At 64.8% G+C, this 19,907-nt stretch carries 27 protein-coding genes, 1 tRNA gene and 2 pseudogenes; 14 read left to right on the top strand and 16 right to left on the bottom strand.

Annotated elements, in window-relative coordinates; translation table 11 throughout:
* Positions 1 to 88 precede the first annotated feature (88 nt).
* A complete protein-coding gene (locus tag GGR44_RS03945; RefSeq protein ID WP_183954100.1) occupies positions 89 to 1,123 on the top strand; it encodes an RcnB family protein in 1,035 nt (344 codons plus the stop codon).
* A 262-nt stretch (positions 1,124 to 1,385) separates the two neighbouring features.
* Here the strand turns inward: GGR44_RS03945 and GGR44_RS03940 are convergent, their stop codons facing one another.
* Both GGR44_RS03940 and GGR44_RS03935 read right to left on the bottom strand, forming a co-directional pair.
* Positions 1,386 to 2,255 carry a WcbI family polysaccharide biosynthesis putative acetyltransferase gene (locus tag GGR44_RS03940; protein WP_183954099.1) on the bottom strand — a complete coding sequence of 290 codons (870 nt, stop codon included), beginning with the start codon at positions 2,253 to 2,255 and terminating at the stop codon, positions 1,386 to 1,388.
* 137 nt (positions 2,256 to 2,392) lie between these two features.
* Positions 2,393 to 2,469 (bottom strand) — tRNA-Arg (locus GGR44_RS03935).
* Between the two features lie 97 nt (positions 2,470 to 2,566).
* On the opposite strand from GGR44_RS03935, the gene GGR44_RS03930 reads away from it, so the two are divergent.
* A complete protein-coding gene (locus GGR44_RS03930; RefSeq protein ID WP_183954098.1) occupies positions 2,567 to 3,286 on the top strand; it encodes a queuosine precursor transporter in 720 nt (239 codons plus the stop codon).
* 15 nt (positions 3,287 to 3,301) lie between these two features.
* On the opposite strand, the gene GGR44_RS03925 is transcribed toward GGR44_RS03930, so the two are convergent.
* The 3 genes from GGR44_RS03925 to fmt are packed head-to-tail and all read right to left on the bottom strand — an operon-like array spanning position 3,302 to position 5,272.
* Entirely contained in the window at positions 3,302 to 3,568 is a 267-nt protein-coding gene (locus GGR44_RS03925) for a hypothetical protein (RefSeq protein WP_183954097.1), read from the bottom strand.
* A 50-nt stretch (positions 3,569 to 3,618) separates the two neighbouring features.
* A complete protein-coding gene (truA, locus tag GGR44_RS03920) occupies positions 3,619 to 4,359 on the bottom strand; it encodes a tRNA pseudouridine(38-40) synthase TruA (protein ID WP_183954096.1) in 741 nt (246 codons plus the stop codon).
* Positions 4,360 to 4,363: 4 nt separating this feature from the next.
* Positions 4,364 to 5,272 (bottom strand): methionyl-tRNA formyltransferase, encoded by a 909-nt coding sequence (gene fmt / locus GGR44_RS03915; protein WP_183954095.1) that lies wholly within the window; start codon positions 5,270 to 5,272, stop codon positions 4,364 to 4,366.
* Positions 5,273 to 5,325: 53 nt separating this feature from the next.
* Here fmt and recR point away from each other — a divergent pair, with 53 nt between their 5' ends.
* From recR to GGR44_RS16780, 5 genes are all read left to right on the top strand, one after another.
* Positions 5,326 to 5,922, top strand: coding sequence for a recombination mediator RecR (gene recR, locus GGR44_RS03910; RefSeq protein ID WP_183954094.1), 597 nt, complete (start codon positions 5,326 to 5,328; stop codon positions 5,920 to 5,922).
* A 64-nt stretch (positions 5,923 to 5,986) separates the two neighbouring features.
* Positions 5,987 to 6,376: a hypothetical protein gene (locus tag GGR44_RS03905; protein WP_183954093.1), complete on the top strand. Its 390-nt coding sequence runs from the start codon at positions 5,987 to 5,989 to the stop codon at positions 6,374 to 6,376.
* Positions 6,377 to 6,518: 142 nt separating this feature from the next.
* Positions 6,519 to 6,941 carry a DUF2946 family protein gene (locus tag GGR44_RS03900; RefSeq protein ID WP_183954092.1) on the top strand — a complete coding sequence of 141 codons (423 nt, stop codon included), beginning with the start codon at positions 6,519 to 6,521 and terminating at the stop codon, positions 6,939 to 6,941.
* 86 nt (positions 6,942 to 7,027) lie between these two features.
* Positions 7,028 to 9,187, top strand: a complete 2,160-nt coding sequence (locus tag GGR44_RS03895) for a TonB-dependent receptor plug domain-containing protein (protein ID WP_425511293.1) — start codon at positions 7,028 to 7,030, stop codon at positions 9,185 to 9,187.
* Positions 9,188 to 9,297: 110 nt separating this feature from the next.
* On the top strand, positions 9,298 to 9,897 hold the full coding sequence (locus tag GGR44_RS16780) for an energy transducer TonB family protein (RefSeq protein ID WP_246344287.1): 600 nt from the start codon (positions 9,298 to 9,300) through the stop codon (positions 9,895 to 9,897).
* 65 nt (positions 9,898 to 9,962) lie between these two features.
* Here GGR44_RS16780 and GGR44_RS03885 read toward each other — a convergent pair whose 3' ends face one another.
* The 5 genes from GGR44_RS03885 to GGR44_RS03865 all read right to left on the bottom strand — a co-directional run bounded on the left by GGR44_RS03885 (position 9,963) and on the right by GGR44_RS03865 (position 13,467).
* Complete coding sequence (locus GGR44_RS03885; RefSeq protein ID WP_183954091.1) at positions 9,963 to 10,250, bottom strand: barstar family protein; 288 nt, start codon at positions 10,248 to 10,250, stop codon at positions 9,963 to 9,965.
* A 433-nt stretch (positions 10,251 to 10,683) separates the two neighbouring features.
* A complete protein-coding gene (locus GGR44_RS03880) occupies positions 10,684 to 11,037 on the bottom strand; it encodes a YbaN family protein (RefSeq protein ID WP_183954090.1) in 354 nt (117 codons plus the stop codon).
* On the bottom strand, positions 11,037 to 12,341 hold the full coding sequence (locus tag GGR44_RS03875) for an ATP-binding protein (RefSeq protein ID WP_183954243.1): 1,305 nt from the start codon (positions 12,339 to 12,341) through the stop codon (positions 11,037 to 11,039). The genes GGR44_RS03880 and GGR44_RS03875 overlap by 1 nt, the downstream gene beginning before the upstream one ends.
* A 108-nt stretch (positions 12,342 to 12,449) precedes the next feature.
* Complete coding sequence (locus GGR44_RS03870) at positions 12,450 to 13,115, bottom strand: response regulator transcription factor (protein WP_183954089.1); 666 nt, start codon at positions 13,113 to 13,115, stop codon at positions 12,450 to 12,452.
* A 40-nt stretch (positions 13,116 to 13,155) separates the two neighbouring features.
* Positions 13,156 to 13,467: a hypothetical protein gene (locus GGR44_RS03865; protein WP_246344285.1), complete on the bottom strand. Its 312-nt coding sequence runs from the start codon at positions 13,465 to 13,467 to the stop codon at positions 13,156 to 13,158.
* 152 nt (positions 13,468 to 13,619) lie between these two features.
* Here GGR44_RS03865 and GGR44_RS03860 point away from each other — a divergent pair, with 152 nt between their 5' ends.
* The 4 genes and pseudogenes from GGR44_RS03860 to GGR44_RS17180 all read left to right on the top strand — a co-directional run.
* Entirely contained in the window at positions 13,620 to 15,113 is a 1,494-nt protein-coding gene (locus GGR44_RS03860; protein WP_183954087.1) for a DUF389 domain-containing protein, read from the top strand.
* Between the two features lie 215 nt (positions 15,114 to 15,328).
* Entirely contained in the window at positions 15,329 to 15,625 is a 297-nt protein-coding gene (locus GGR44_RS17190; protein ID WP_221214241.1) for a hypothetical protein, read from the top strand.
* A 16-nt stretch (positions 15,626 to 15,641) separates the two neighbouring features.
* Positions 15,642 to 15,905 carry an IS3 family transposase gene (locus tag GGR44_RS17185; protein WP_425511292.1) on the top strand — a complete coding sequence of 88 codons (264 nt, stop codon included), beginning with the start codon at positions 15,642 to 15,644 and terminating at the stop codon, positions 15,903 to 15,905.
* Positions 15,890 to 16,054: pseudogene (locus tag GGR44_RS17180) on the top strand (IS3 family transposase); the annotation flags it as partial. The gene GGR44_RS17185 and the pseudogene GGR44_RS17180, both read left to right, overlap by 16 nt.
* Before the next feature lie 386 nt (positions 16,055 to 16,440).
* Here GGR44_RS17180 and GGR44_RS03850 read toward each other — a convergent pair.
* The 6 genes from GGR44_RS03850 to GGR44_RS03825 form a co-directional block, all read right to left on the bottom strand.
* Positions 16,441 to 16,683 (bottom strand): hypothetical protein, encoded by a 243-nt coding sequence (locus tag GGR44_RS03850; protein WP_183954086.1) that lies wholly within the window; start codon positions 16,681 to 16,683, stop codon positions 16,441 to 16,443.
* Positions 16,680 to 16,886, bottom strand: a complete 207-nt coding sequence (locus GGR44_RS03845) for a hypothetical protein (protein WP_183954242.1) — start codon at positions 16,884 to 16,886, stop codon at positions 16,680 to 16,682. Before GGR44_RS03845 ends, GGR44_RS03850 begins: the two co-directional genes overlap by 4 nt.
* Positions 16,887 to 17,199: 313 nt before the next feature.
* The gene (locus tag GGR44_RS03840; RefSeq protein WP_183954085.1) at positions 17,200 to 17,340 is read right to left on the bottom strand and encodes a hypothetical protein; all 141 of its coding nucleotides are present in this window, start codon (positions 17,338 to 17,340) and stop codon (positions 17,200 to 17,202) included.
* Between the two features lie 106 nt (positions 17,341 to 17,446).
* The gene (locus tag GGR44_RS03835) at positions 17,447 to 17,638 is read right to left on the bottom strand and encodes a hypothetical protein (RefSeq protein ID WP_183954084.1); all 192 of its coding nucleotides are present in this window, start codon (positions 17,636 to 17,638) and stop codon (positions 17,447 to 17,449) included.
* A gap of 43 nt (positions 17,639 to 17,681) precedes the next feature.
* On the bottom strand, positions 17,682 to 18,026 hold the full coding sequence (locus GGR44_RS03830; RefSeq protein ID WP_183954083.1) for a hypothetical protein: 345 nt from the start codon (positions 18,024 to 18,026) through the stop codon (positions 17,682 to 17,684).
* The gene (locus GGR44_RS03825) at positions 18,023 to 18,229 is read right to left on the bottom strand and encodes a cold-shock protein (protein WP_183954082.1); all 207 of its coding nucleotides are present in this window, start codon (positions 18,227 to 18,229) and stop codon (positions 18,023 to 18,025) included. Before GGR44_RS03825 ends, GGR44_RS03830 begins: the two co-directional genes overlap by 4 nt.
* 400 nt (positions 18,230 to 18,629) lie before the next feature.
* Here GGR44_RS03825 and GGR44_RS03820 point away from each other — a divergent pair, with 400 nt between their 5' ends.
* The 3 genes and pseudogenes from GGR44_RS03820 (at position 18,630) to GGR44_RS03815 (ending at position 19,815) form a co-directional block, all read left to right on the top strand.
* The gene (locus GGR44_RS03820; protein WP_183954241.1) at positions 18,630 to 19,367 is read left to right on the top strand and encodes a spermine/spermidine synthase domain-containing protein; all 738 of its coding nucleotides are present in this window, start codon (positions 18,630 to 18,632) and stop codon (positions 19,365 to 19,367) included.
* A gap of 147 nt (positions 19,368 to 19,514) precedes the next feature.
* Positions 19,515 to 19,589 (top strand): annotated as a pseudogene (locus GGR44_RS17240) (hypothetical protein); the annotation flags it as partial.
* Positions 19,590 to 19,638: 49 nt separating this feature from the next.
* Positions 19,639 to 19,815 (top strand): hypothetical protein, encoded by a 177-nt coding sequence (locus tag GGR44_RS03815; RefSeq protein ID WP_183954081.1) that lies wholly within the window; start codon positions 19,639 to 19,641, stop codon positions 19,813 to 19,815.
* The last annotated feature ends 92 nt before the right edge of the window (positions 19,816 to 19,907 follow it).

Genomic DNA, 19,907 nt, shown 5'->3' with positions numbered 1-19,907 from the left:
GCGATGCTAAACAGGTCGTTAATACCCGGGCGCGCGCTGACTTAAAGGGCGCGGCGCGCCTGATTGTGGGAAGCAGGGAGCGTCAGTCATGAAAATCCGGTCCATCGTCATTCTTGCGGGGATCGCCGCCATCAGCACCGTGCCGCAGGCGCGGGCCGCCGGTGTCGCCACGGCTTTGCCGATGATGGGGGCAGCCCATAGCGGCGGCCATGGCCATATGCGGCCGATGCCGATGCGCGGGCATCGCTGGGGCGGCCATCATCAGGGCCGCTGGGTGGGCGGATGGCGCGCGCCGGGCGGCTGGGGCGCTTATCGTCGTCCCGTCTATGGCTATGTGTTGCCGCGTTACTGGATCAACCCCGGTTTCTACATCGCCAATTATGCGACCTATGGCCTGCCGCGCCCGGCCTATGGCTATGGCTGGTCGCGCTATTATGACGATGCGGTGATGACCGACGCCTATGGCCGGGTCTATGACACGCGCAGCGGCATTGCATGGGACCGCGACGGCGATGGCTATGACGACCGTTATGAGCGTCGCCGCGACGATGGGCTGGGCGGCGCGGCCATCGGCGCCGTGGTCGGCGGGGTCGCTGGCAATGTGATCGCGGGCAAGGGCAACCGCACGGCGGGCACGGTGATCGGCGCGGTCGCAGGAGCCGTCGCGGGCGCCGCCATCGACCGGGCGGAAGACGCGCCGTCGCGCCGCCATGGCGCGCCCTATGACCGCTATGCCGACGACAGCGTCACCTATCGCGGCGGCGCGGATCGCCCCGGCGCGCCCTATGACTATGAAGGCCGGTGGAGCGGCACATGGCGCGACGAAAATGGCCGCGAGGTGAAGGGCGAATATGAAGGCCGTTTCGAAGGATCGGTGAGCGGCGGCCCTGGCGTCGATTATGACGCGCCGCCTTATCCGGGTGCGGGCCATCCGCACTGGATGGGCCATGGCCCGGCCCCGGTCGCGGGCGGCTATGTCGCCAATGGCTGGTATTATCCCGCGCCGATCGTGACCACCGTGACGGTGACGCCGCAGGTGACGACGACCACCGTGACCGAGGAAGTGATCTACAAGCGGCCGGTGGTGCGCAAGAAGGTGCGGCGGACCTGCAAGTGCAAGTGAGGCGGGGCTGATCGAAGGCGTTGGGTGGCGTGCGCCCCCAACCCACGCCGCCAATGTCATCCTGAACGTGTTTCAGGAGCCATTGCGTGTCCTCCCCTGAAATATGCATGCATGTGCGAGGTCGGCTTATAGCGCCTTGCCGCCGGATGCCGCTTGCTCGACGAACCTGCGCCTGGCTGCCCGATGGATGCTGAAAACAAGTTCAGCATGACAAAAGGGGGAACTGGGGGCGCGCGCAGCCCTGTTGTGCATGGCCGAGATTTCAGCCGATCCGTCCTGTCAGGCCAAGGCTGTCGCGCAACAACTCAAATTCCGGCTCCTGCGTTGCGAGGCAGCGGGGGTTTTTCGCGGCGTCATAGATTGCGAAGGACGTGGCGATGAATTCGCGCAGGTCGATGATCCGCCCCTTTGTCTTGTTTTCGCGGTCATCGGGCGTTTTGAACACAGCTCCGCCCGTCAGCCCATAGAGCCGGGCGATGTCGGGATAAAGCGCCCATATCGGCCCCGCCAGCATCGGATCGTGCAGGAAATCTTCCGGATTGGGAATGGCCGGGCGCAGGCCCAAACGCGCGCAAATGGCGCGGGCGATGTCCGCCATGACGAACAGGCGCGGATGATGGACGATATGGATGAAGCGACCGCGGGCAAGCCAGCGGCGATAGAGTCCGGCAAGATCGGACATGCCCACCCGGGTGCCTTCTTCCACCGCCAGCGTCAGGGTCTGATCCAGCAGGCCCGTATATCCCAGCATATCGAAAATCTCTTCGCGAAACAGACCTGCCGTCGCTTCGATGTCCAGTCCCGCGCGCCAGCCAAAAAAGGCCAGCGCCGAATGCGGCTTGCCCAGAGGCGAGAGCAATTGGCCGTCGTCAGCGTCGACGCGGGCCTGATCGGGGGCAAGCGGACGGAACTGGAAACGGGGATATAGGCAGGTGGTGACCCCTGTCATGTCGACCCCCGGAATGTCGTCCGTCTGGGCGATGACGATGTCGGCCTGTTCGACTGCGCTGGCCAATATGTCCGGCGCGGCCAAATTGCTGTTGAGCCGCACCATCACATGGTCCGGCAACATCGTGCGAAGGCACTGGACCAGCGGCAATGACTGACAATTGCCCAGAACGGCAATGCGCATCTCGTCTCCTTTGACAGATCAGCGCGCGACGCCAACCACGAAGCGCCACGATAGGTTCGCCTGCTTCAGGCGACAAGATCATGGAAGAAGCAAGGTCGGCGAACCGACCTGCCCCCCTATCCAGCCTGAGGCGCATTTGGCGACCCCGGCGTGACTCGAACACGCAACATCCCGCTTAGAAGGCGGGTGCTCTATCCAGTTGAGCTACGGGGCCGCGCCTGTCGGCTTGACGGGGCCGTTCGATAGCGGGCGTCGCCCAGCCATGCAATCTCTCCATTGCATCGGGCCGTCATAGGGTTATGCCTGTCGCCATGAGCGAGGCGGGTATCAGAAAAGTCGATGCGGTCGAGATCGCGGGGGCGCGGCTGCGCTATTTCGATTTCTTCATGGCGGCGTTCGTCGCCATATTGCTGCTCTCCAACCTGATCGGCGCGGCGAAGCTGGCGACGCTGGGCGGGGTGACATTCGGCGCGGGCATATTGTTCTTTCCGCTCGGCTATGTGCTGGGCGACGTGCTGACCGAGGTTTATGGCTATGCCCGCGCGCGGCGATGCGTGTGGGCGGGCTTTGCCGCGATGCTGTTCATGGCGGTGATGAGCTGGGTGGTGGTGCACCTGCCCCCGGCGGAGGGGTGGCCCGACCAGAAAGCCTATGAAGCGGTGTTCGGCAGCACATGGCGCATCGTTTTCGCCTCCATCATCGCCTTCTGGGCGGGCGAGTTCGCCAACAGCTTCGTCCTCGCCAAGATGAAGATGATGACGCAGGGCCGGTTCCTATGGATGCGAACCATCGGGTCGACCGTGGTGGGGCAGGGTTTTGACAGCCTGCTTTTCTATCCGCTCGCCTTTTACGGGACTTGGACCAACGATCAGGTGCTGACCGTGATGGCCACCAACTGGGCGATGAAGGTCGGCTGGGAAGCGGTGCTGACGCCGGTGACCTATGTCGTCATCGGGTTCGTGAAGCGGCGCGAGGGGCTGGATGTGTATGACGGGCATACCGACTTCACGCCGTTCAGGACGAGCGTTTAAGGGGGGTGCCGCCCTTTAGCGGTGTTTGAAGGTCCAGCTTCTTTCCTCCGCCGGTTCTCCGTTGATCAGATATTGCATCTCGTGGGTTTCGCCATTGGGCCAAATCACCAATTCACGCTCGTTGATGAAATCGATGCAGGCTGCTTCCTGGCTTTCGGCCGTATCCCAGATCAGGGTCAGGCGCTCCCCCTGTTCCAGTTCAAAACATTCCGGCCAAGGCTCCACCGATATATTGATCGGTTCTGGGCGATCATTGGTGAAGCTTTGCTGTATCCTCGGCATTGGCGCAGGTTATGAACTTTCGAACAGCGCAGCAAGGTTGCTCGGGCGCGTCAGGGATATTCCGCGCGCACGAAATAGAGTCCGTCGGGCGGGGCGTTGAGGCCGAGGGCGGCGCGGTCGCGCGCATTCAGGGCGGCGCGCATGTCGTCGGGGCTCCAGCGGCCCATGCCGACCAGCGCGAGGCATCCGACCATCGAACGGACCTGATGATGAAGGAAGGAGCGGGCGGCGGCGTGGATGGCGATGCGGTCGCCGTTGCGCAACACCTCCAACCGGTCGAGAGTCTTGACCGGGCTTTGCGCCTGGCAATGGGCGGAGCGGAAGGTGGTGAAGTCGTGCTGGCCGATGAGCGCCCCCGCCGCCTGCGCCATGGCGTCGGCATCGAGCGGCTGGATGACGCGCCAGGCGAGGCCCGCTTCGTGCGTCAGCGGCGCGCGGCGGTTGACGATGCGATAGACATAGGCGCGGCCGGTGCAGGAAAAGCGCGCATGCCAGTCCTCGGAGACAATCGCGCAGTCGAGGATGGCGACCGGATCAGGCCGCAGCCGCGCGTTCAAGGCTTCCATCAGGCGGAAGGGCGTCATCGGCTTTTCGATGTCGGCATGGGCGCGCATCGCGAGGCCATGGACGCCCGCGTCGGTGCGCCCGGCGGCGTGGATGACGGCGCGCTCGCCGGTGATGCCGAACAGAGCGTCCTCGATCGCCTGCTGCACGCTGGGGCCATGCGCCTGCCGCTGCCAGCCCATGAAGGGGCGGCCGTCAAACTCCACGGTCAGCGCGTAGCGGGGCACGGGATCAGTCGTCCACCCGGCGGCCCGCGGGCATGGGGAAGCCGCGCAGCAGGTCGGGCGCGGTCATCGCGCCCTTGCCCGCGCGCTGGATGAGGGTGGGGCGGATGGAGCCTGCGCCGCAGCCGATCAGCAGCGCCTCGTCCAGCAGTGCGCCGGGTTCGCCGCCGCGTTCCTCGACATGGGCGGCGAGGACGCGAAAACGCTCGCCGCCATAGGCGAAGAAGGCGCCGGGCGCTGGGTTGAAGGCGCGCACCTGTCGCTCGACCGCATGGGCGTCGCGGGTGAAGTCGATCCGCGCTTCGGCCTTGTCGATCTTGGCGGCGTAGGTGACGCCCTCGTCCGGCTGGGCCATGGGCGGGCAGGCGGCAAGGTCAGCGAGCACATCGACCATCAGTTCCGCGCCCGCCTGCGCCAGTTCGGCTGTGAGCGCGCCCGCCGTCTTGACCTCTATCGGCGTGACTTCGCGCGCCAGCATCGGCCCGGTGTCCAGCCCCGCCTCCATCGCCATGATCGTGACGCCGGTGACATTGTCGCCCGCCAGGATGGCGCGCTGAATGGGGGCAGCCCCGCGCCAGCGCGGCAGCAGCGAGGCGTGGATATTGAGGCAGCCATGGCGCGGCGCGTCCAGCACCGGGCGCGGCAGGATGAGGCCATAGGCGGCGACCACGGCGATGTCGGCGTTCAGCGCGGCGAAGGCGGCCTGTTCCTCCGCCCCTTTCAGCGATACCGGCGTGCGCACCTCCACGCCCATTTCCTGCGCGCGGGCATGGACGGGGGAGGGGCGCAATCCCTTGCCCCGGCCCGCCGGGCGGGGCGGCTGGCTGTAGACGGCGACGATGTCGTGCCCGGCGGCGGCCAGCGCGTCGAGCGCGGGCACGGCGAAATCGGGCGTTCCCATGTAGATGATCCGCATGGACCCCCTCAAACCCCTTGTCTCGGCCCGTTGCAAGCCCTTATCTCGCCAACATGGCTTCTCCTGAAATCGACGCGCTGACGCAGGCGCTTTCCCGGCTGCCGGGGCTGGGCCCGCGATCGGCGCGGCGGGCGGTGCTGCACCTGCTGCGCAAGCGGGAAACGGCGCTCGATCCGTTGCTGCGCGCGCTGGCGGCGGTGAACGAGCGGCTGGTGACCTGCGCCACCTGCGGCAATGTCGACACGTCCGATCCGTGCGGAGTGTGCGCCGATCCGCGCCGCGACGCGCGGGCGCTGTGCGTGGTGGAGGATGTGGCGGACCTGTGGGCGCTGGACCGTTCGCGGCTGTTCCCCGGCCGCTTCCATGTGCTGGGCGGGCGATTGTCGGCGCTCGAAGGGGTGCGGCCGGAGGACTTGTCCATCGACCTGCTGGTCGCGCGGGTGGCGGCGGGCGGTATCGACGAGGTGGTGCTGGCGATGAACGCGACGCTGGAGGGGCAGACGACTGCCCATTATCTGGCCGACCGGCTGGAGGGATACCCCGTGCGCCTGACCCAACTGGCCCATGGCGTGCCGGTGGGCGGCGAACTCGACTATCTGGACGAAGGCACGCTGGCGCAGGCGTTGCGGGCGCGGCGGCCGCTGGGGTAGCGGGCAGTATGGGCAGAACGCCCATCGGCTGTTTGTGGGCGGTGGTCCATTGGGAGTGCAAATCATGTCAGGGGATACCCAAGGCGCATGTAGCCTCTCCAATCCAGGGCCCGATCCCCTGCTTGTGTGGCTTGAACCGTGGGTGGATGAGTTTGAGGTTCCGGCCAGATCAACCATCAGCCTGCATCCGTCGGATGGATGTGGACTGGGAGAGATTGAGTGGGTGGAAGACCGCTTTGTTCTGTGGGCGACCTGTCGAACCGTTGAGGTTTTTATCGACGGGGCGCTTCAGAGTTCCGGTTCAGCGTTGATCCCGCTGTCGGGAGGTCTGACCAAGGGAATACTGCATATCCTGTTCGCAGATCATCCAGCCGCGCGGCTGGGTGGGCGCTCATGGCATGAGCGCAAGCATGCTTCAATGTGGGAGTGGCTCAAGCGCCTTTTGGGTCTTTAGAGCATGGGAGGGAAACCTCGCATCGCCCTGCCAAGGTGGCGGCTGGCTTCCGCCGGTCTGACGATCCGCTGCCCGTCGGGCCACACATCCCCCGTGAAAACCCCGATTGAGATTTGACACGGCGCACCTTAAGAGCGCGGCCATGACGTGGAGGGCGATCCTGATGTCGCGCCGGGGGGCATGGTTGCATTTGTTGGCCCTGCTGGCGTTGGCGAGCAGCATCCTGGTGCCGCCGGGCTATATGGTGGCGCGGGCGGCCGATGGCGTGTTGCGCGTGCAGATGTGCAACGGCGCTGCCGCGACTCTGGTCATTCCCGGCGTCAACGTGGGCAAGGGTTCGGGCGGCGGGCAGGATCAGGATGACGGGCGCAGCCAGCATGGCATGCCCTGCCCCTATGCCAGTGCTGCCATGCCGATGCCCGCGCCCGATCCGCTGGGCATCGCCCCGCCGTCGCCGCAATTCCTGTCCGTCCCACTCGCCGGTCCGGCACGGGGCATGGCGCCCGGCCGGGGCATGGCCGCGCCGCCGCCGCCATCGCAAGCGCCACCCGTTTTCTCGCACTGAAAAATCACGCTTTTTTCGCGTTCGCCATAGCATCGACGCCTTGACGGGCGGCGCGGCGACGCCTGTCTTTTCGTGCGAGTATTGCCATGACCTTGTTTCACAGCCGCCTGATGGGCGGCGTCGCCTGTCCGCTGACCCTGACCCTTGCCGCTTTTGCCCCCGCCGCGCTGGCGCAGGATGGCACGGCGCTGCCCACCATCGACATTGATTCGGCCGATAGCGCCGCGCCCGCCATTGCGGGCGAGCGCCTGTCCGCGCCACGCATCCGATCGCTCCGGACCGGGTCGAGCGACACGGCCAAAATCCTGCAAAGCGTGCCGGGCGTCAGCGGTTTCGGCGCGGGCGGATTTTCCACCCTGCCGGTGATCCGGGGGCTGGAATCGCAGCGGTTGAACGTGCTGGTCGACGGGACGGCGATTGCGTCGGCCTGTCCCAACGATATGAACCCGCCGCTGTCCTATACCGACCCGCAGACGATCAGCAGCATCGACGTCATCACCGGCGTGTCGCCGGTTTCAAAGGGCGGCGACAGCATCGGCGGGGTCATCGCGGTCGAAACCGCGCCGCCGCGCTTCGCAAAGGCGGGCGAGACGCTGCTGACCGGCGAGGCTTCGGCCTTTTACCGCAGCAATGGCGATGGCTTTGGCGGTTCGCTGTCGGTGACGGCGGCCAGTGACCGGCTGAGCCTCACCTATAATGGCGGCTATACGCAGGCGGACAATTTCAAGGGCGGCGGATCGCTGGGCGTGGTGCGCTCCACCGAATATGCCAAGACCGACCATAGCCTGAACCTTGCGGCGCAGACCGACATCGGCCTCTTTGAACTCAAGGGCGGCTATCATTTCTCGCCCTATGAGGGCTTTCCCAACCAATATATGGACATGACGTCCAACAAGTCCGTTTTCCTGAACGGCCATTATGCGGGCCAGTTCGACTGGGGCGGCATCGACCTGCGCGCAAACTGGCGGGACACCGACCACGCCATGAACTTTCTGGCGGACAAGGGCGGCACGGCAAACGGCGGGATGCCGATGAATACGGAGGTCCACACCGCCGGTTTCGCGGCCAGGCTTGATTTCGCGCTGGGCGATGCGGGGACATTGCGGGTGGGCAGCGAGTTTCAGCATCAGTGGCTCAATGATTACTGGCCGCCGGTCGCGGGCAGCATGATGATGGGGCCAAACGCCTTCATCAATATCAACGGCGCGAAGCGCGACCGGCTGGGCAGCTTCATCGAGTGGGAGATGACCAGCGAGAGCGGCCTGACCCTGATCGCGGGCATCCGCAACGATCAGGTCCGGATGAACACGGGCGATGTCGCCCCCTATGGCATGGGCATGATGCAGATGGCCGACATGATGGCCGCCGCCGTATTCAACGCCGCCGACCGCAAGCGGCATGACAGCAACTGGGGCGGATCGCTGATCGCGCGCTATACGCTGGCGCCGGGGGTGGAGATCGAGGGCGGCTATGCGCGCAAGGTGCGCTCGCCCAATGTCTATGAACGCTATAGCTGGGGCCGGGGGAGCATGGCCAGCCGGATGATCGGCTGGTTCGGCGACGGCAATGGCTATGTCGGCAATATCGCGCTGAACCCGGAAAAGGCCGATACGCTGAGCCTGGCGCTGTCGCTGGGCGATGGCCGCAAGGATGGCTGGTCGGTCCGCGTCGCGCCCTATTACACCCATGTCGACGATTATATCGACGCGGTGAAGCTGGCCGACTTTACCGACATGATGGGGATGCCGTCGCCCTTCGACCAGTTGCGGTTCGTCAACCAGAAGGCGGAGATTTACGGCCTGGACCTTTCGGGTTCGGCCCCGCTCTGGTCCAGCGAGGGGGCGGGCAGCGCGCGGATCACGGCGCGGGCAAGCTGGCTGCATGGCCAGAACCTGACCGACCATGCGCCGCTTTATCACCAGATGCCGTTCAACGCGGCCATCGGGGTGGAGCACAGCATCGGCGGGCTGGAAACGCGCGTCGACCTCAACATCGTGGCGGAAAAGAACCGGGTCGACCCCACCCGCAACGAGCCGCGCACGGGCAGCTATGCGTTGCTGGACATCCAGTTCGCCTATCGCATCGGGTCGGTGCGGTTGACGCTGAGCGCGGAAAACCTGTTCGACAAGGGCTATTATGCGCCGCTGGGCGGCATGTCGCTGGGCGATCTGGATGCGACCGGCGTGCTGCGGCCGGTGCCGGGGCGCGGCCGGTCGATCAACACCGGCATCAGCGTCAGCTTCTGATGGCGGGCGCGTGGGACGGGGCGGGTGCGGGGAAGGGGGCTTTCGCCCCATCCCTGCGGCTGGCCCCGTCCCGCCGATGGGCGGCGGGATTTGCCGCCCTCGCCTGCAACATGGCGTTGTTCGGGGCGTTCGCGGCGCATTTTGCGGGTGTCGACCGGGTGGCGGCGAAGGATGCGGGGAGCGCCCTCAAGCTGTTCGTTCCCGCCGCGCCCGCGCCGGAAGCAGCGCCGGCGCCGGAGCCGCCCGCGCGCGCGGAGCGTCGGCCGGTTGCCGATGAGGCGGCGGCGGGAAGGATCGACCCGGTTCCGCCCGTTGCGACGGGCAGGGCGGCAACGGGCGCGATGCCTGTCGCCGCGCCGATGCTCGCTGCTCCCGCGCCGATGGTCGCGCCGCCGCCGCCAGTCGCTCCGGCTGTGGTGGAGGCGGGGTCGGAGCGCGATGCGGCATGGGCCGAATATCAGCGGCAGGTGCGGGCGCGGATCGCGGCGCGCAGGCCCGCCGGGCTGCACATGACGGGGGTCGCCACGTTGCGCTTCACGCTGGACGGCGCGGGCAGGCTGGCGACGCTCGATCTGGCGCAGGGCAGCGGCAACGCCATGCTCGACCGGCTGGCCCTGCGAACGGTGCGCAGCGCCAACCCCTTCCCCCCGCCGCCCGATGGCGTGGCGCGGGAGAGGCTGGTCTTCATTATCGGCTTTTCATTTCATTGAGTGGGGTGGGGTTGATTACGGACTGGCGGCTTTTTGGATCACGCGAATGCAAAGCGGCCATTGCCCTATGGCAGTTTGATTTCCGTTTGGATCGAGTCCTCGGCTATCCGGCGAAGACCGTCCAAGAGCGATGATCCATCAGTAAGATCAACCGTGGCTAACGCCGCTGAATTTGCAAAAACCAGCTTTGCTTCTCCCGGCCCACCGGGGCCACCATGCTCGATCGCATCCCAAAACGCATCAATGTTACGTCCAAGCAAGCTGGCAGATTGAGGGTTCGCAGCATCTAAATATCGCTGCCAAAAGTCGGACGCCGATGCAACTTCGTGGCAGTCGATGAAGATGGTCCGCATCCAGGTATGATTCCTTATCGAAGGACTGACCGCAAGTGGTCAAAAAAACCGACGAGTTATGCTGAGCGCACTATGTTGCTCAGGATCAGTCGGTTTGCCACCATTCCAGCCCAACACCATACCCCAGAAAGGCCCTCGACGCCCGTTAAGCCATCGTTTCCTGCGACTGCCTCGTCGGCGATTAAGACAGAATCGCTCCCCATTGGCCTCTCGCGCCGGAGAACCTCACTCCACGCCATGAGTGCTTGCTGTTCGTTGGTAGCACGAACCTGCGAAATATATGTCCCGCCATCAAATTCGCACATGATCGTGAAAAGCAGAGCGGCCATAGCATCAGTTTAGCGTCCGCTTCTGGCCCACGCAATTGGCACGAATCAAGGCCAGAAACAGTCGAATCCAGCCGGTCCGCATTTCCTATCCTGTCCCAAAACCCTCACCTTTCCGGCCGGGTCCAGATCCATGCGCCGCCGATCAGCGCGGCGGCGGTGGGGAGGAGGGACCAGGGCGGGCGCATCAGGGCCAGCGCCAGCAGCGCGCTGAACAGGAAGGCGGCGGTGGCGGCTTTCTTGCCCCGGCGGCTGATCGCGCCATGGTCGCGCCAGCGGCGGATATGCGGGCCGAAGATCGGGTGGCCGGTGAGGCGCGCCTCCAGCGCCGGGCTGGAGCGGGCGAAGCAGAAGGCGGCGAGGATCATGAAGGGCACGGTGGGGAGCAGCGGCAGGAAGGCGCCCAGCGCACCCAGCGCCATCGCCAGCAGCCCGGCGGCAAGGTAGAGCGCCCGCCGCATCAGGCCGCCGGCAGCCGCAGCCGCACCATCAGCCCGCCCAGATCCTCGCTTTCGTCGAGCGCGACCGTGCCGCCATAGATTTCCGCCACGTCGCGCACGATGGCGAGGCCAAGGCCGGTGCCGGGCTTCCCCGAATCGAGCCGCGCGCCGCGATCGAAAATGCGGGTCCGGTCGGCCTCCGGTATGCCCAGGCCGTCGTCCTCGACCAGTATTTCCACCATGTCGCCGTCGCGGGCGACGGTGGCGAACACGCTGCCGCCGCCATATTTGGCGGCGTTTTCGATGAGGTTGCCGAGAAGTTCGTCCAGATCCTGCCGCTCGACGCGGACGACCGCGCCCTTGTCGCCATCCATGTCGACGCGGGCGTCGGGGTAGAGACGCCGGACGGCGCGCTCCACGGCTTGCAGGCTGGGCCAGACATCGGCCCGGCTCTGCGCCGCGCCCCGGCGACCGACGGCGCGGGCGCGGGCGAGGTGATGGTCGACCTGCCGCCGCATCGTCGTCGCTTCGCGGATCACGGTTTCGTTGAGATCGGGAGACTGGGCGGTGGCGGCGTTCATGATCACGGTCAGCGGCGTCTTGAGCGCATGGGCGAGGTTGCCCGCATGGGTGCGCGCTTCCTCCGCCTGCCGCTCATTATGGGCGAGGAGGGCGTTGAGTTCCTCGACCATGGGAAGCACTTCGGACGGCATGGGTTCGGTGACGCGGCTTTCCATGCCGCTGCGCATCCGCACGATGGCGCGCCGCACCTTGCGCAGCGGGCGCAGGCCATAGACGGTCTGAAGCGCGGCGAGGATGATGAGGCCAAGCGCGAGCAACGCGAAGCTCTTGATAAGGGTGGCGCGCAGCGCCTTGATCTGGTCGTCGACGCCCGACCGCGCCTGCGCCACCATGAATGTCCAGCGCACGTCCGATCCGGGCAGGATGACGGTGCGCTCCATCACGCGCAGCGGTTCGCCGGGGAATTGCTTGCTGTCATAGACATGGGAATTGCGGTCGGCGTGCGCGGTGTCGACGCGCAGGGCGCGATCCCACAGCGAGCGGGAGCGCCAGTCCTCATGCCCCTTGGCGCTGATCTGGTAATAAATGCCGCTGCCCGGCTCCAGAAAACGCTGGTCGGCAAGCTGGCGGTTGAACAGCACTTCGCCCTCCGGCCCGATTTCGGCTGCCGCAATCATGGCGGTCAGTACATAATTCATGCCGTCGTCGAAATTGCGGGTGATGGCGCTGGTCAGCACGCGGTCGAGCGCGATTCCGCCGCCCAGCAACAGCACGCTGATCCACAGCGCGGCGATGCCGATCATCCGGCGGCTCAAGGATCCGGTCGAACGCACGGGAACAGGCGCGGGGACAGGGGCGGGCGGCCCGCTCATATCATCCTTGTCCCCGCCGGGTCAGGCGCGGCCCATGGATCACCGCCCCGGTTCGTCCAGACTATAGCCAAGGCCGCGGATGGTGGTGATGACGTCGGCGCCCAGTTTCTTGCGGATGCGCGTGACGAACACTTCGATCGTGTTGGAATCGCGGTCGAAATCCTGATCGTAAATATGTTCGATGAGTTCCGTGCGGCTGACCACCTTGCCCTTGTGATGGAGCAGGTAGGAGAGCAGCTTATATTCCTGCGCGGTCAGCTTCACCGGCTCGCCGTTGAGCGTCACCCGGCCCGACCGTGTGTCCAGCCGCACGTCGCCCGCCGTCAGTTCGCTCGACGCATTGCCCGACGCGCGGCGGATGAGCGCGCGCAGGCGGGCGATGAGTTCCTCGCTCTGAAAGGGTTTTGCCAGATAATCGTCGGCGCCCGCGTCGAGGCCCGCCACCTTGTCCGACCAACTGTCGCGGGCGGTCAAGACCAGCACGGGGAAGGTCTTGCCCTCCTTGCGCCAGCGGTCCAGCACCGTCAGCCCGTCGATGGTCGGCAGGCCAAGATCGAGCACGACGGCGTCATAGCTCTCGGTCGAACCCAGGAAATGCCCGTCCTCGCCATCGTCGGCGAGGTCGACGGCATAGCCCGCGCCTTCCAGCGTGTTGCGAAGCTGCTGCCCCAGGCTCGGTTCATCCTCGACGATCAGCAGACGCATACAGACCCATTCTCCCAAGGCTTTGTCGAAAGGCGCGGGTTTAGCGCGCCATGCCGCGAATGTCACCGGTGCGGCCGTCGGCATCGACCCAGACCACCTTGCCATCCTTCATATATTTCAGGCGATAGCGGTTTGACGAGGGGTTGAATTCGCTGCCCAGATAAGTGGCGCCACCCATCGCCGCGTCCACCCGGCGTTTGATGAGCGCAAAGGGCATGACTTGCCCGTCGAGCATCGCCCGGCGCGCGGCGTTCTGTTCGTCGCGGCTGCCGGCGCTGGCGCCTGGCGCCAGGCCAAGGGCGATGGTCGCCGCGATCAGCCCGGCCAGCAGAGGTTTAGCGTTCATGGTCATGTTGCATCGCATAGAGACGGGCTATTGAACAGGTGGTGAATGCAAGTGTCAGCATGGCTTCACAAGCTTGTGGGGCATCGGGGCTGGCGGCGGCGGGGATGACACAGTAGCCTCGCGACCATGACCGACCTGACCCAAAGCCCCGCGCGACCATGACCGACCTGACCCAAAGCCCCGCCTCCACCGAACCGCCGCTATGGCGATCCATTCCGCGCTGGTGGCGCGCCCATGTGATTCGCGAAATCGACCATCAGGCGGTGGTGGAGCGGGTGCGCGAGGATGACGGATGGACGCCGCGATACGCCTTCATGCTGCTGATGTCGGCGGGCATCGCGGTTCTGGGGCTGTTATTGTCGTCGCCGGCCGTCGTCATCGGCGCGATGCTGATCTCGCCGCTGATGGGGCCGATTGTCGGTCTGGGCTTTGCGCTGGCGACGGTCGATTCCAGCGAGATCAGGCGGTCGCTGACGGCGCTGGCGCTGGGTGCGCTGGTGGCGGTGCTGTTTACCGCCTTCATCGTGCTGCTGTCGCCGCTGCAAACGGTGACGCCCGAAATCGCGGCGCGCACGCGGCCCAATCTGTTCGACCTGATGGTGGCGCTGTTTTCGGCGCTGGCCGGGGCCTATGCGATGATCCGGGGCAAGGCGGGGACGATCGTGGGCGTCGCCATCGCCACTGCGCTGATGCCGCCGCTTGCCACGGTCGGCTTTGGCCTGGCGACGTGGAACGGCACGGTGGCGGGGGGCGCGTTCCTGCTGTTCTTCACCAATTTCGTGACGATCGCGGTCGCCGCCGCGATCATGGCGCGGCTCTATGGCTTTGGCCGGGCGCTCTCGCCCCGGCAGACATGGTTCCAGATGAGCTTCATCATCGCGATATTTCTGGTGCTGGGCATCCCGCTGGGGCTGTCGCTGCGCCAGATCGCCTGGGAAGCGCGGGCCTCGCGCGACGCCCGCGCGGTGATCGAGCGGCAGTTTGAGGGCGATGCGCGGATCAGCCAGATCGACCTGGATTTCGGGTCGGAGCCGCTGGCCGTGACCGCCAGCGTGCTGACCAGCCGTTATCAGGCCAATGCGGCCCAATCGGCGACCCGCGCGCTGGAGGTGATGCTGGGCCGCCCGGTTCACCTGGACATCGAACAGATCCGGGTGAGTGATGGCGTGGACACGGAAAACGCCCAGTTGCTCGCGGCGCAACTGCGCGGGCGCGAGGCGCAGGGCGAGCGTGAGAGACTGGCCGACCGGCTGGCGGTGGCGGCGGGCGTGGCGCCCGATCAGGTGACGATCGACGCGGTGGGCAAACGCGCGGTGGTGCGGGCCAGTCCGCTGCCCGACGCGGGCCTGGCCACCTATAGCGCGCTGGAGCAGCGGGTCGCCAATCTGGCGCGGGGATGGACGGTGGAGTTGCAGCCGCCCGCCCGGCCGCTGCCCGTCATCGCGCTGGACGACAAGGGCGAGGCGGACGCCCAGGCATTGGCGCTGACCCAGTGGGCGGCGCTGCGGACGGGGTTGCCCATCGACATTGCTGGGTCGGGCGAGGCGGCGGAGGCGCTGATCAAGGGGCTGACCGACGCCGGGGTCGACGCGCGGCTGGTGCCGGGCGGCAGCGCCAGCGAGGTGAGGCCCCGCTGGCGGATCGGGGAGTAGGTGGGCCTTAGCTGAGGCCGTGTCGGACCGGCGGCAAAGTCCCGGGTTTGTGTAAAAGCGCCGGCATGTGGTATGGTTCTTTCGCCTTTCGGGAGGCTTTGGGATGGGCGGTTTGGTCCAAGGGGAAGATCGATGGCAAGACGATCTGCTGTCTGCATCGCTTGATGGTTACCTGTCGGTAGATGGCCCGGTTCGGGGGGTCGAGGCGTTCATCGATGCGCGCGATCAAGGAGGCCGAGGAGATGATGAAGCATAGCGAGGAGTTCAGGCAGGCGGCTGTGCGTTTTGCGCTGGCCAGCGGGTTGCTGGGCAAATGGGTGTCACAGTATCGGCCACCTGACCTGGTGGCGGCGGCGCAGACAGATTTGGCGCGTAAGAATGAACGTCTTCGCCTTGAGAACCGCGTGCTGCGGCAAGAGAGGGATGTGCTAAAAAGGCCACGCTGTTCTTCGCGAGCCAAAGGCCGTGAGGTTCGCCTTTGTGCATCGCTGGTGGCATCGTTGGCCCATTGAACTGCTCTGCCGTGTCATGCTTGTCAGCGAGCGCCGCTATCGATCCTGGCGCTCGCGACCGATCAGTCGTCGGGAGCGGACGGATATGAAAGTGCTGGCCTATATCCGGGAACAATACCGCCTCAGCCTGGGCAGCTATGGTCGTCCAAGGATGACGATGGCGTTGAAAGAGGTTGGGCTCGATGTTGGCGAGCGCCGCGTCGGGCGTCTGATGACCCGAGGGGCGGCGAAGCCAACATCAACGGGATCAAGCCAGTCCGCCCGCGCAAGCAAAAGGTGACAACTGATAGCCATCATCGCCTGGTGTCGCGGCCAACTGGCTGGACGTCGATTTAGCCGCCGATGCGGCCAACCGTAAATGGGCGGGCGACATAGCCTATATCTGGACATCAGAAGGTTGGCTCTCCTTAGCCGTCATCCTTGACCTGCATAATCAGCGTGTCGTGGGCTGCACTGTCAGCGCTGGCGTGGCGTTAGCCGCGCTTATTCGTCCATGGCTTCCGACCACCGCCTGTCGCAAGCCGGATGGCCCGGCGTCCCGGCCTTGTGCAGCGCTGTCACCCGTCGCGTTCAAACGGCAGCAGATATTGAAAGCGGAAGGCGCCTAGAAAAATAGGGGCTATTCGGGGGGGGCGGCGGGGGGCGAGCCCCTTCTTCGGCGCCACCCCTTTCAACAGGGAACCCACCGAAATCGAGGGGAAAGCGCCTTTCGGCTTGGGGCAGGGGGGCCTTGTTTGTGGGACTTTGTCCAGGGAGGCGAGGCGTCGCTATGGGGTGGACGTGGACTGCTTTTCCAGTGATCGAGGCGGGGGCCCCTACTGACGGCGCATGGAGGTGGGCAATTGTCTGGCGATATGTTTGGACGACCGTTTCACCGGACCGTCAATCACCTTGCCCTTCATGAGTGCACGGAAGGCGTCGCTGTCACGACTGTCGAGCATGACGACGCGAAATCCGCCCGAAAGCAGGGCTTCCACCACCGATAGCCTGAAGCCGTTCTTCTGGCACAGGGTTTCGATCTGCTGCTCGGTCGCCTGGACATGGATGACCCGGCTCATATTTGTTTCCCCTCGCCGCCGAAAGGATGGGGATTGAAGGCGATGAAGCCATCCTGGCGCACCGAGCGATAGGGGAGGGGGTGCTGGCGGACGCGACGGGCAAAGCGTTCCGCCAGACCATAATGCGTGCGGCGTTCGGCTGGGCAAAGCGCATTCTGCGCATGCAGCAATTCTTCCTGCTCTCGTTGGAGCAAGTAATTCATATCGTCCAATGGGAAGCTCCTCGGCTGGCAAGCGGGAGCGCAATCGTCTCTCAGTCACGGCGAATGCTTGCAGCATGGTTCGCGCAATAGTCGCTTGATAGCAGAAGGCCGTTCCAAAGTCGCCATGATTTTCAAAAGTGGCGGGCTAGATGCCCCTCGACCGCCACATGCAGCCGCATTAACGGCTTGTTGCAGCCGCGGGTTGCACTGGTCACGGGCTCTCTTCCTGCTGGTCGCTCCCGGCGTCCGCTCACCGTGCGCGCGGGCGGCGGAATGGCTGGTGAGGATATAGGCAGGGCGGGGAGGAAGCCCGTTAGTCTGGCACAGATGGTCGCGCGCGGTCGGCCAGCCCATCCAGCCTGGCTTCAACCGCGTTGAGCCCGTCGACGCTGGCGATCGCCAGATCGAGGGGCCTGCCGCCCAGTTGATCATCCTGATTGTTGAGGAACGTCATGGCGTCTGTTGCGCCCAGTTTTTCGATTGCGCGGTCAAGGACGCGACCCTGGCGAGCCATCTGGCCAGTTGTCAGCCGCGGGCCGTTCGCGGGTTTGCGAAATGGTCTAGCCACGGGCCAGTTTGTCCATCGCCTGTTGAAGGCGATCGGCCTCGCTCTTCATCACGCGGTCGGCCATGCCTTGCCAGGCGGCAGCGGCCCGGAGGCAACGGTCGCGCACATTGGTCAATTTGGTCTCGTCCGCCTCGCGCGTGCATTGCGCAACGCGAGCCCGGTAAAAGTCGCTGGTTGCTGACATGGTGAATTGCCTCCTGCTGTTAGGGGCGCTCTGGCCTGCCGGGTCAGTCGATCATCTCGGCGACAATCTGCCGCAGGGCTTGCGCCGACAGGATGCCGGAAGGCAAGGCGCGTCGATCATGGCTGGGGGCGGCGCCGCGAAGTCGGCCAATGGAAGAAGAAACGGAAGTCTTGGACGTAAATTTGTAACGCATGAAACCTTGGCGCGGCAGCCCGCGCGAATGAAGAGAAACGGGCGAACGGTGGCGCAAATCCAATGGCGCCGTGGGCGTTGCCGCCGGAACGGAACCTGGTGCGCCTTCCCGTCGCGAAATCGTTGCGACGGGCATGGGGCAGCCGAGGCTGGAGGATGATGGGAAGATCGAGATCTTCCCATCAAATGCCTTCACGCTGCTTCGAGGCTGACAGCAGACTGTTTGCCGCGACGGTCGGTTTCGACCTCGTAGCTGAGCCGCTGATCCTTGCGCAACGTCGCCATGCCGGCGCGTTCGACCGCGGAAATGTGAACGAAGCTGTCGTTGCCGCCGTCTTCGGGGGCGATGAAGCCATAACCCTTGTCGGCGTTGAAGAATTTAACGATGCCAATGGGCATAACATAGTCCTTTTCAAGAATAAAACGCCCGCAAAAAAGCACGGGCGAAGCTGATAGCGCGAGAAAAGGAGAAGAGCCCGATTTGAAGGCAAAAATCCGTCGCAGGCGACGATAGCGGAGTTTTTATGGAGCATTTATCCGGAAAAGTCAATTCCAACCAGAAAATTACGATATCGGGCCTCATTTTTGAGGCAATAGTTTGCTTGATTTTATCCCTAAAAGCGAGCCATTAGCACCTGTCACCGCGCAATGGATGCCATGCTGGTTTACGTCGCGATTGATCTCGAATTGAGACAGGAACGGCATGAATCGGCTTTATTCGGCGGGCGAGGGGGCTTGCCTTGCGCATCAGGCGGGATCGGATAGCGCAAGGGGTTCGGACAATCGCCCCGGACAACAGATGGAGGCTGCCGATCCGCCCATTTCCAACAACGATGGCCAGGCAATCGACGCCATAGAGGTGGTTGATATTGCCATGGTGCCCGGCGGCGGCGAATTGTTGTTGCTGAAATGCGGCAATGAATTTTCCATCCAGTTTGGCGCCGATGAACTGATGGGAAGTCGCGACCATATCTCGGAAATGGCGCTGGCGACGATGACGCGCAAGCGTCTGGGCAAAGATGGTGGGCATGTGCTGGTCGGGGGATTGGGCATGGGCTTCACTCTGGGAGCGGTGCTGCGCACTTGGTCGTCCGGCGCATCGGTAATGGTTGCTGAATTGCTGCCCCAGGTCGTCGCATGGGCGAAAGGGCCGCTCGCCCATCTGTTCGGCAACAACCTGTCCGACCCCCGCGTCGCGTTGCGGGTGATCGACGTGCATGACGTCATAATCGAGGAAAGCGAACGGTTCGACGCGATATTGATGGACGTGGACAACGGCCCGGACGGTTTCATCACAGCCGCCAATGATCGGCTCTATTCGCAAGCCGGGTTGCGATCCGCCTATGCGGCCTTGCGCCCGGGTGGCATAATGGCGGTCTGGTCAGCCTATCCGGACGACTATTTCGCCGCCTGTCTGGAAAATGTCGGCTTCATGGTCGATGAGGTGAAGTTGCCAGCCTATATTGGCAGCATCGATTCTTGGCACACTATCTGGTTCGCCGCCAGGCCGGATCATCGCGCCGGGCTCGCAGCGTGACATGCGCCGCCATTTTATGCGCCAGCGGACGCAATCATAACATTATGCCCCCCCTTCAAGCAGGAGTGGGCTGACGCCACCCGGATTTGAAGGGCTGCTTCGGCGCTTCGCCGGGTCAGCCATTGGTGTTGGCTTGGCCATGGCTGCGTGAACCTCAGCCATGGCTGGTGCTCGCGCCCCGATCCCGGCGCGGTCGAACGGCTGCTGCTTCATGCTCTGGACGCCGGCGTCACCTTTTTCGATAGGGCGGCGGTTTATGGCGTTGGCGACAATGAAAGGCCGATCATCCGTCGCGCCCATGCCGTCCATCCGGTCGCGGCGGTCCAGTTGGCATATGCGCCCTGGCCCCGCATCTGTCCCCGTCGACGCGGCACAGGGCGCACGCTGTTCGCGGGACGCGCAGGCGCTGGTCGACATAGAGACGTTTCGGGACGAGGAAATGACCTGATTGGGGACGATGGCCGCGTATTTTCCCCGTTTTTGTTGCCACTTTGCAGCCATTGATGGTTAAGCGTCGGAATTAACCACCTTATTAACTGA

The sequence above is a fragment of the Sphingobium fontiphilum genome, assembly GCF_014196635.1.
Lineage (GTDB): Bacteria > Pseudomonadota > Alphaproteobacteria > Sphingomonadales > Sphingomonadaceae > Sphingobium > Sphingobium fontiphilum.
The sequence above is the reverse complement of the archived record's forward strand: the minus strand, read 5'-3'. Positions and strand labels throughout refer to the sequence as shown.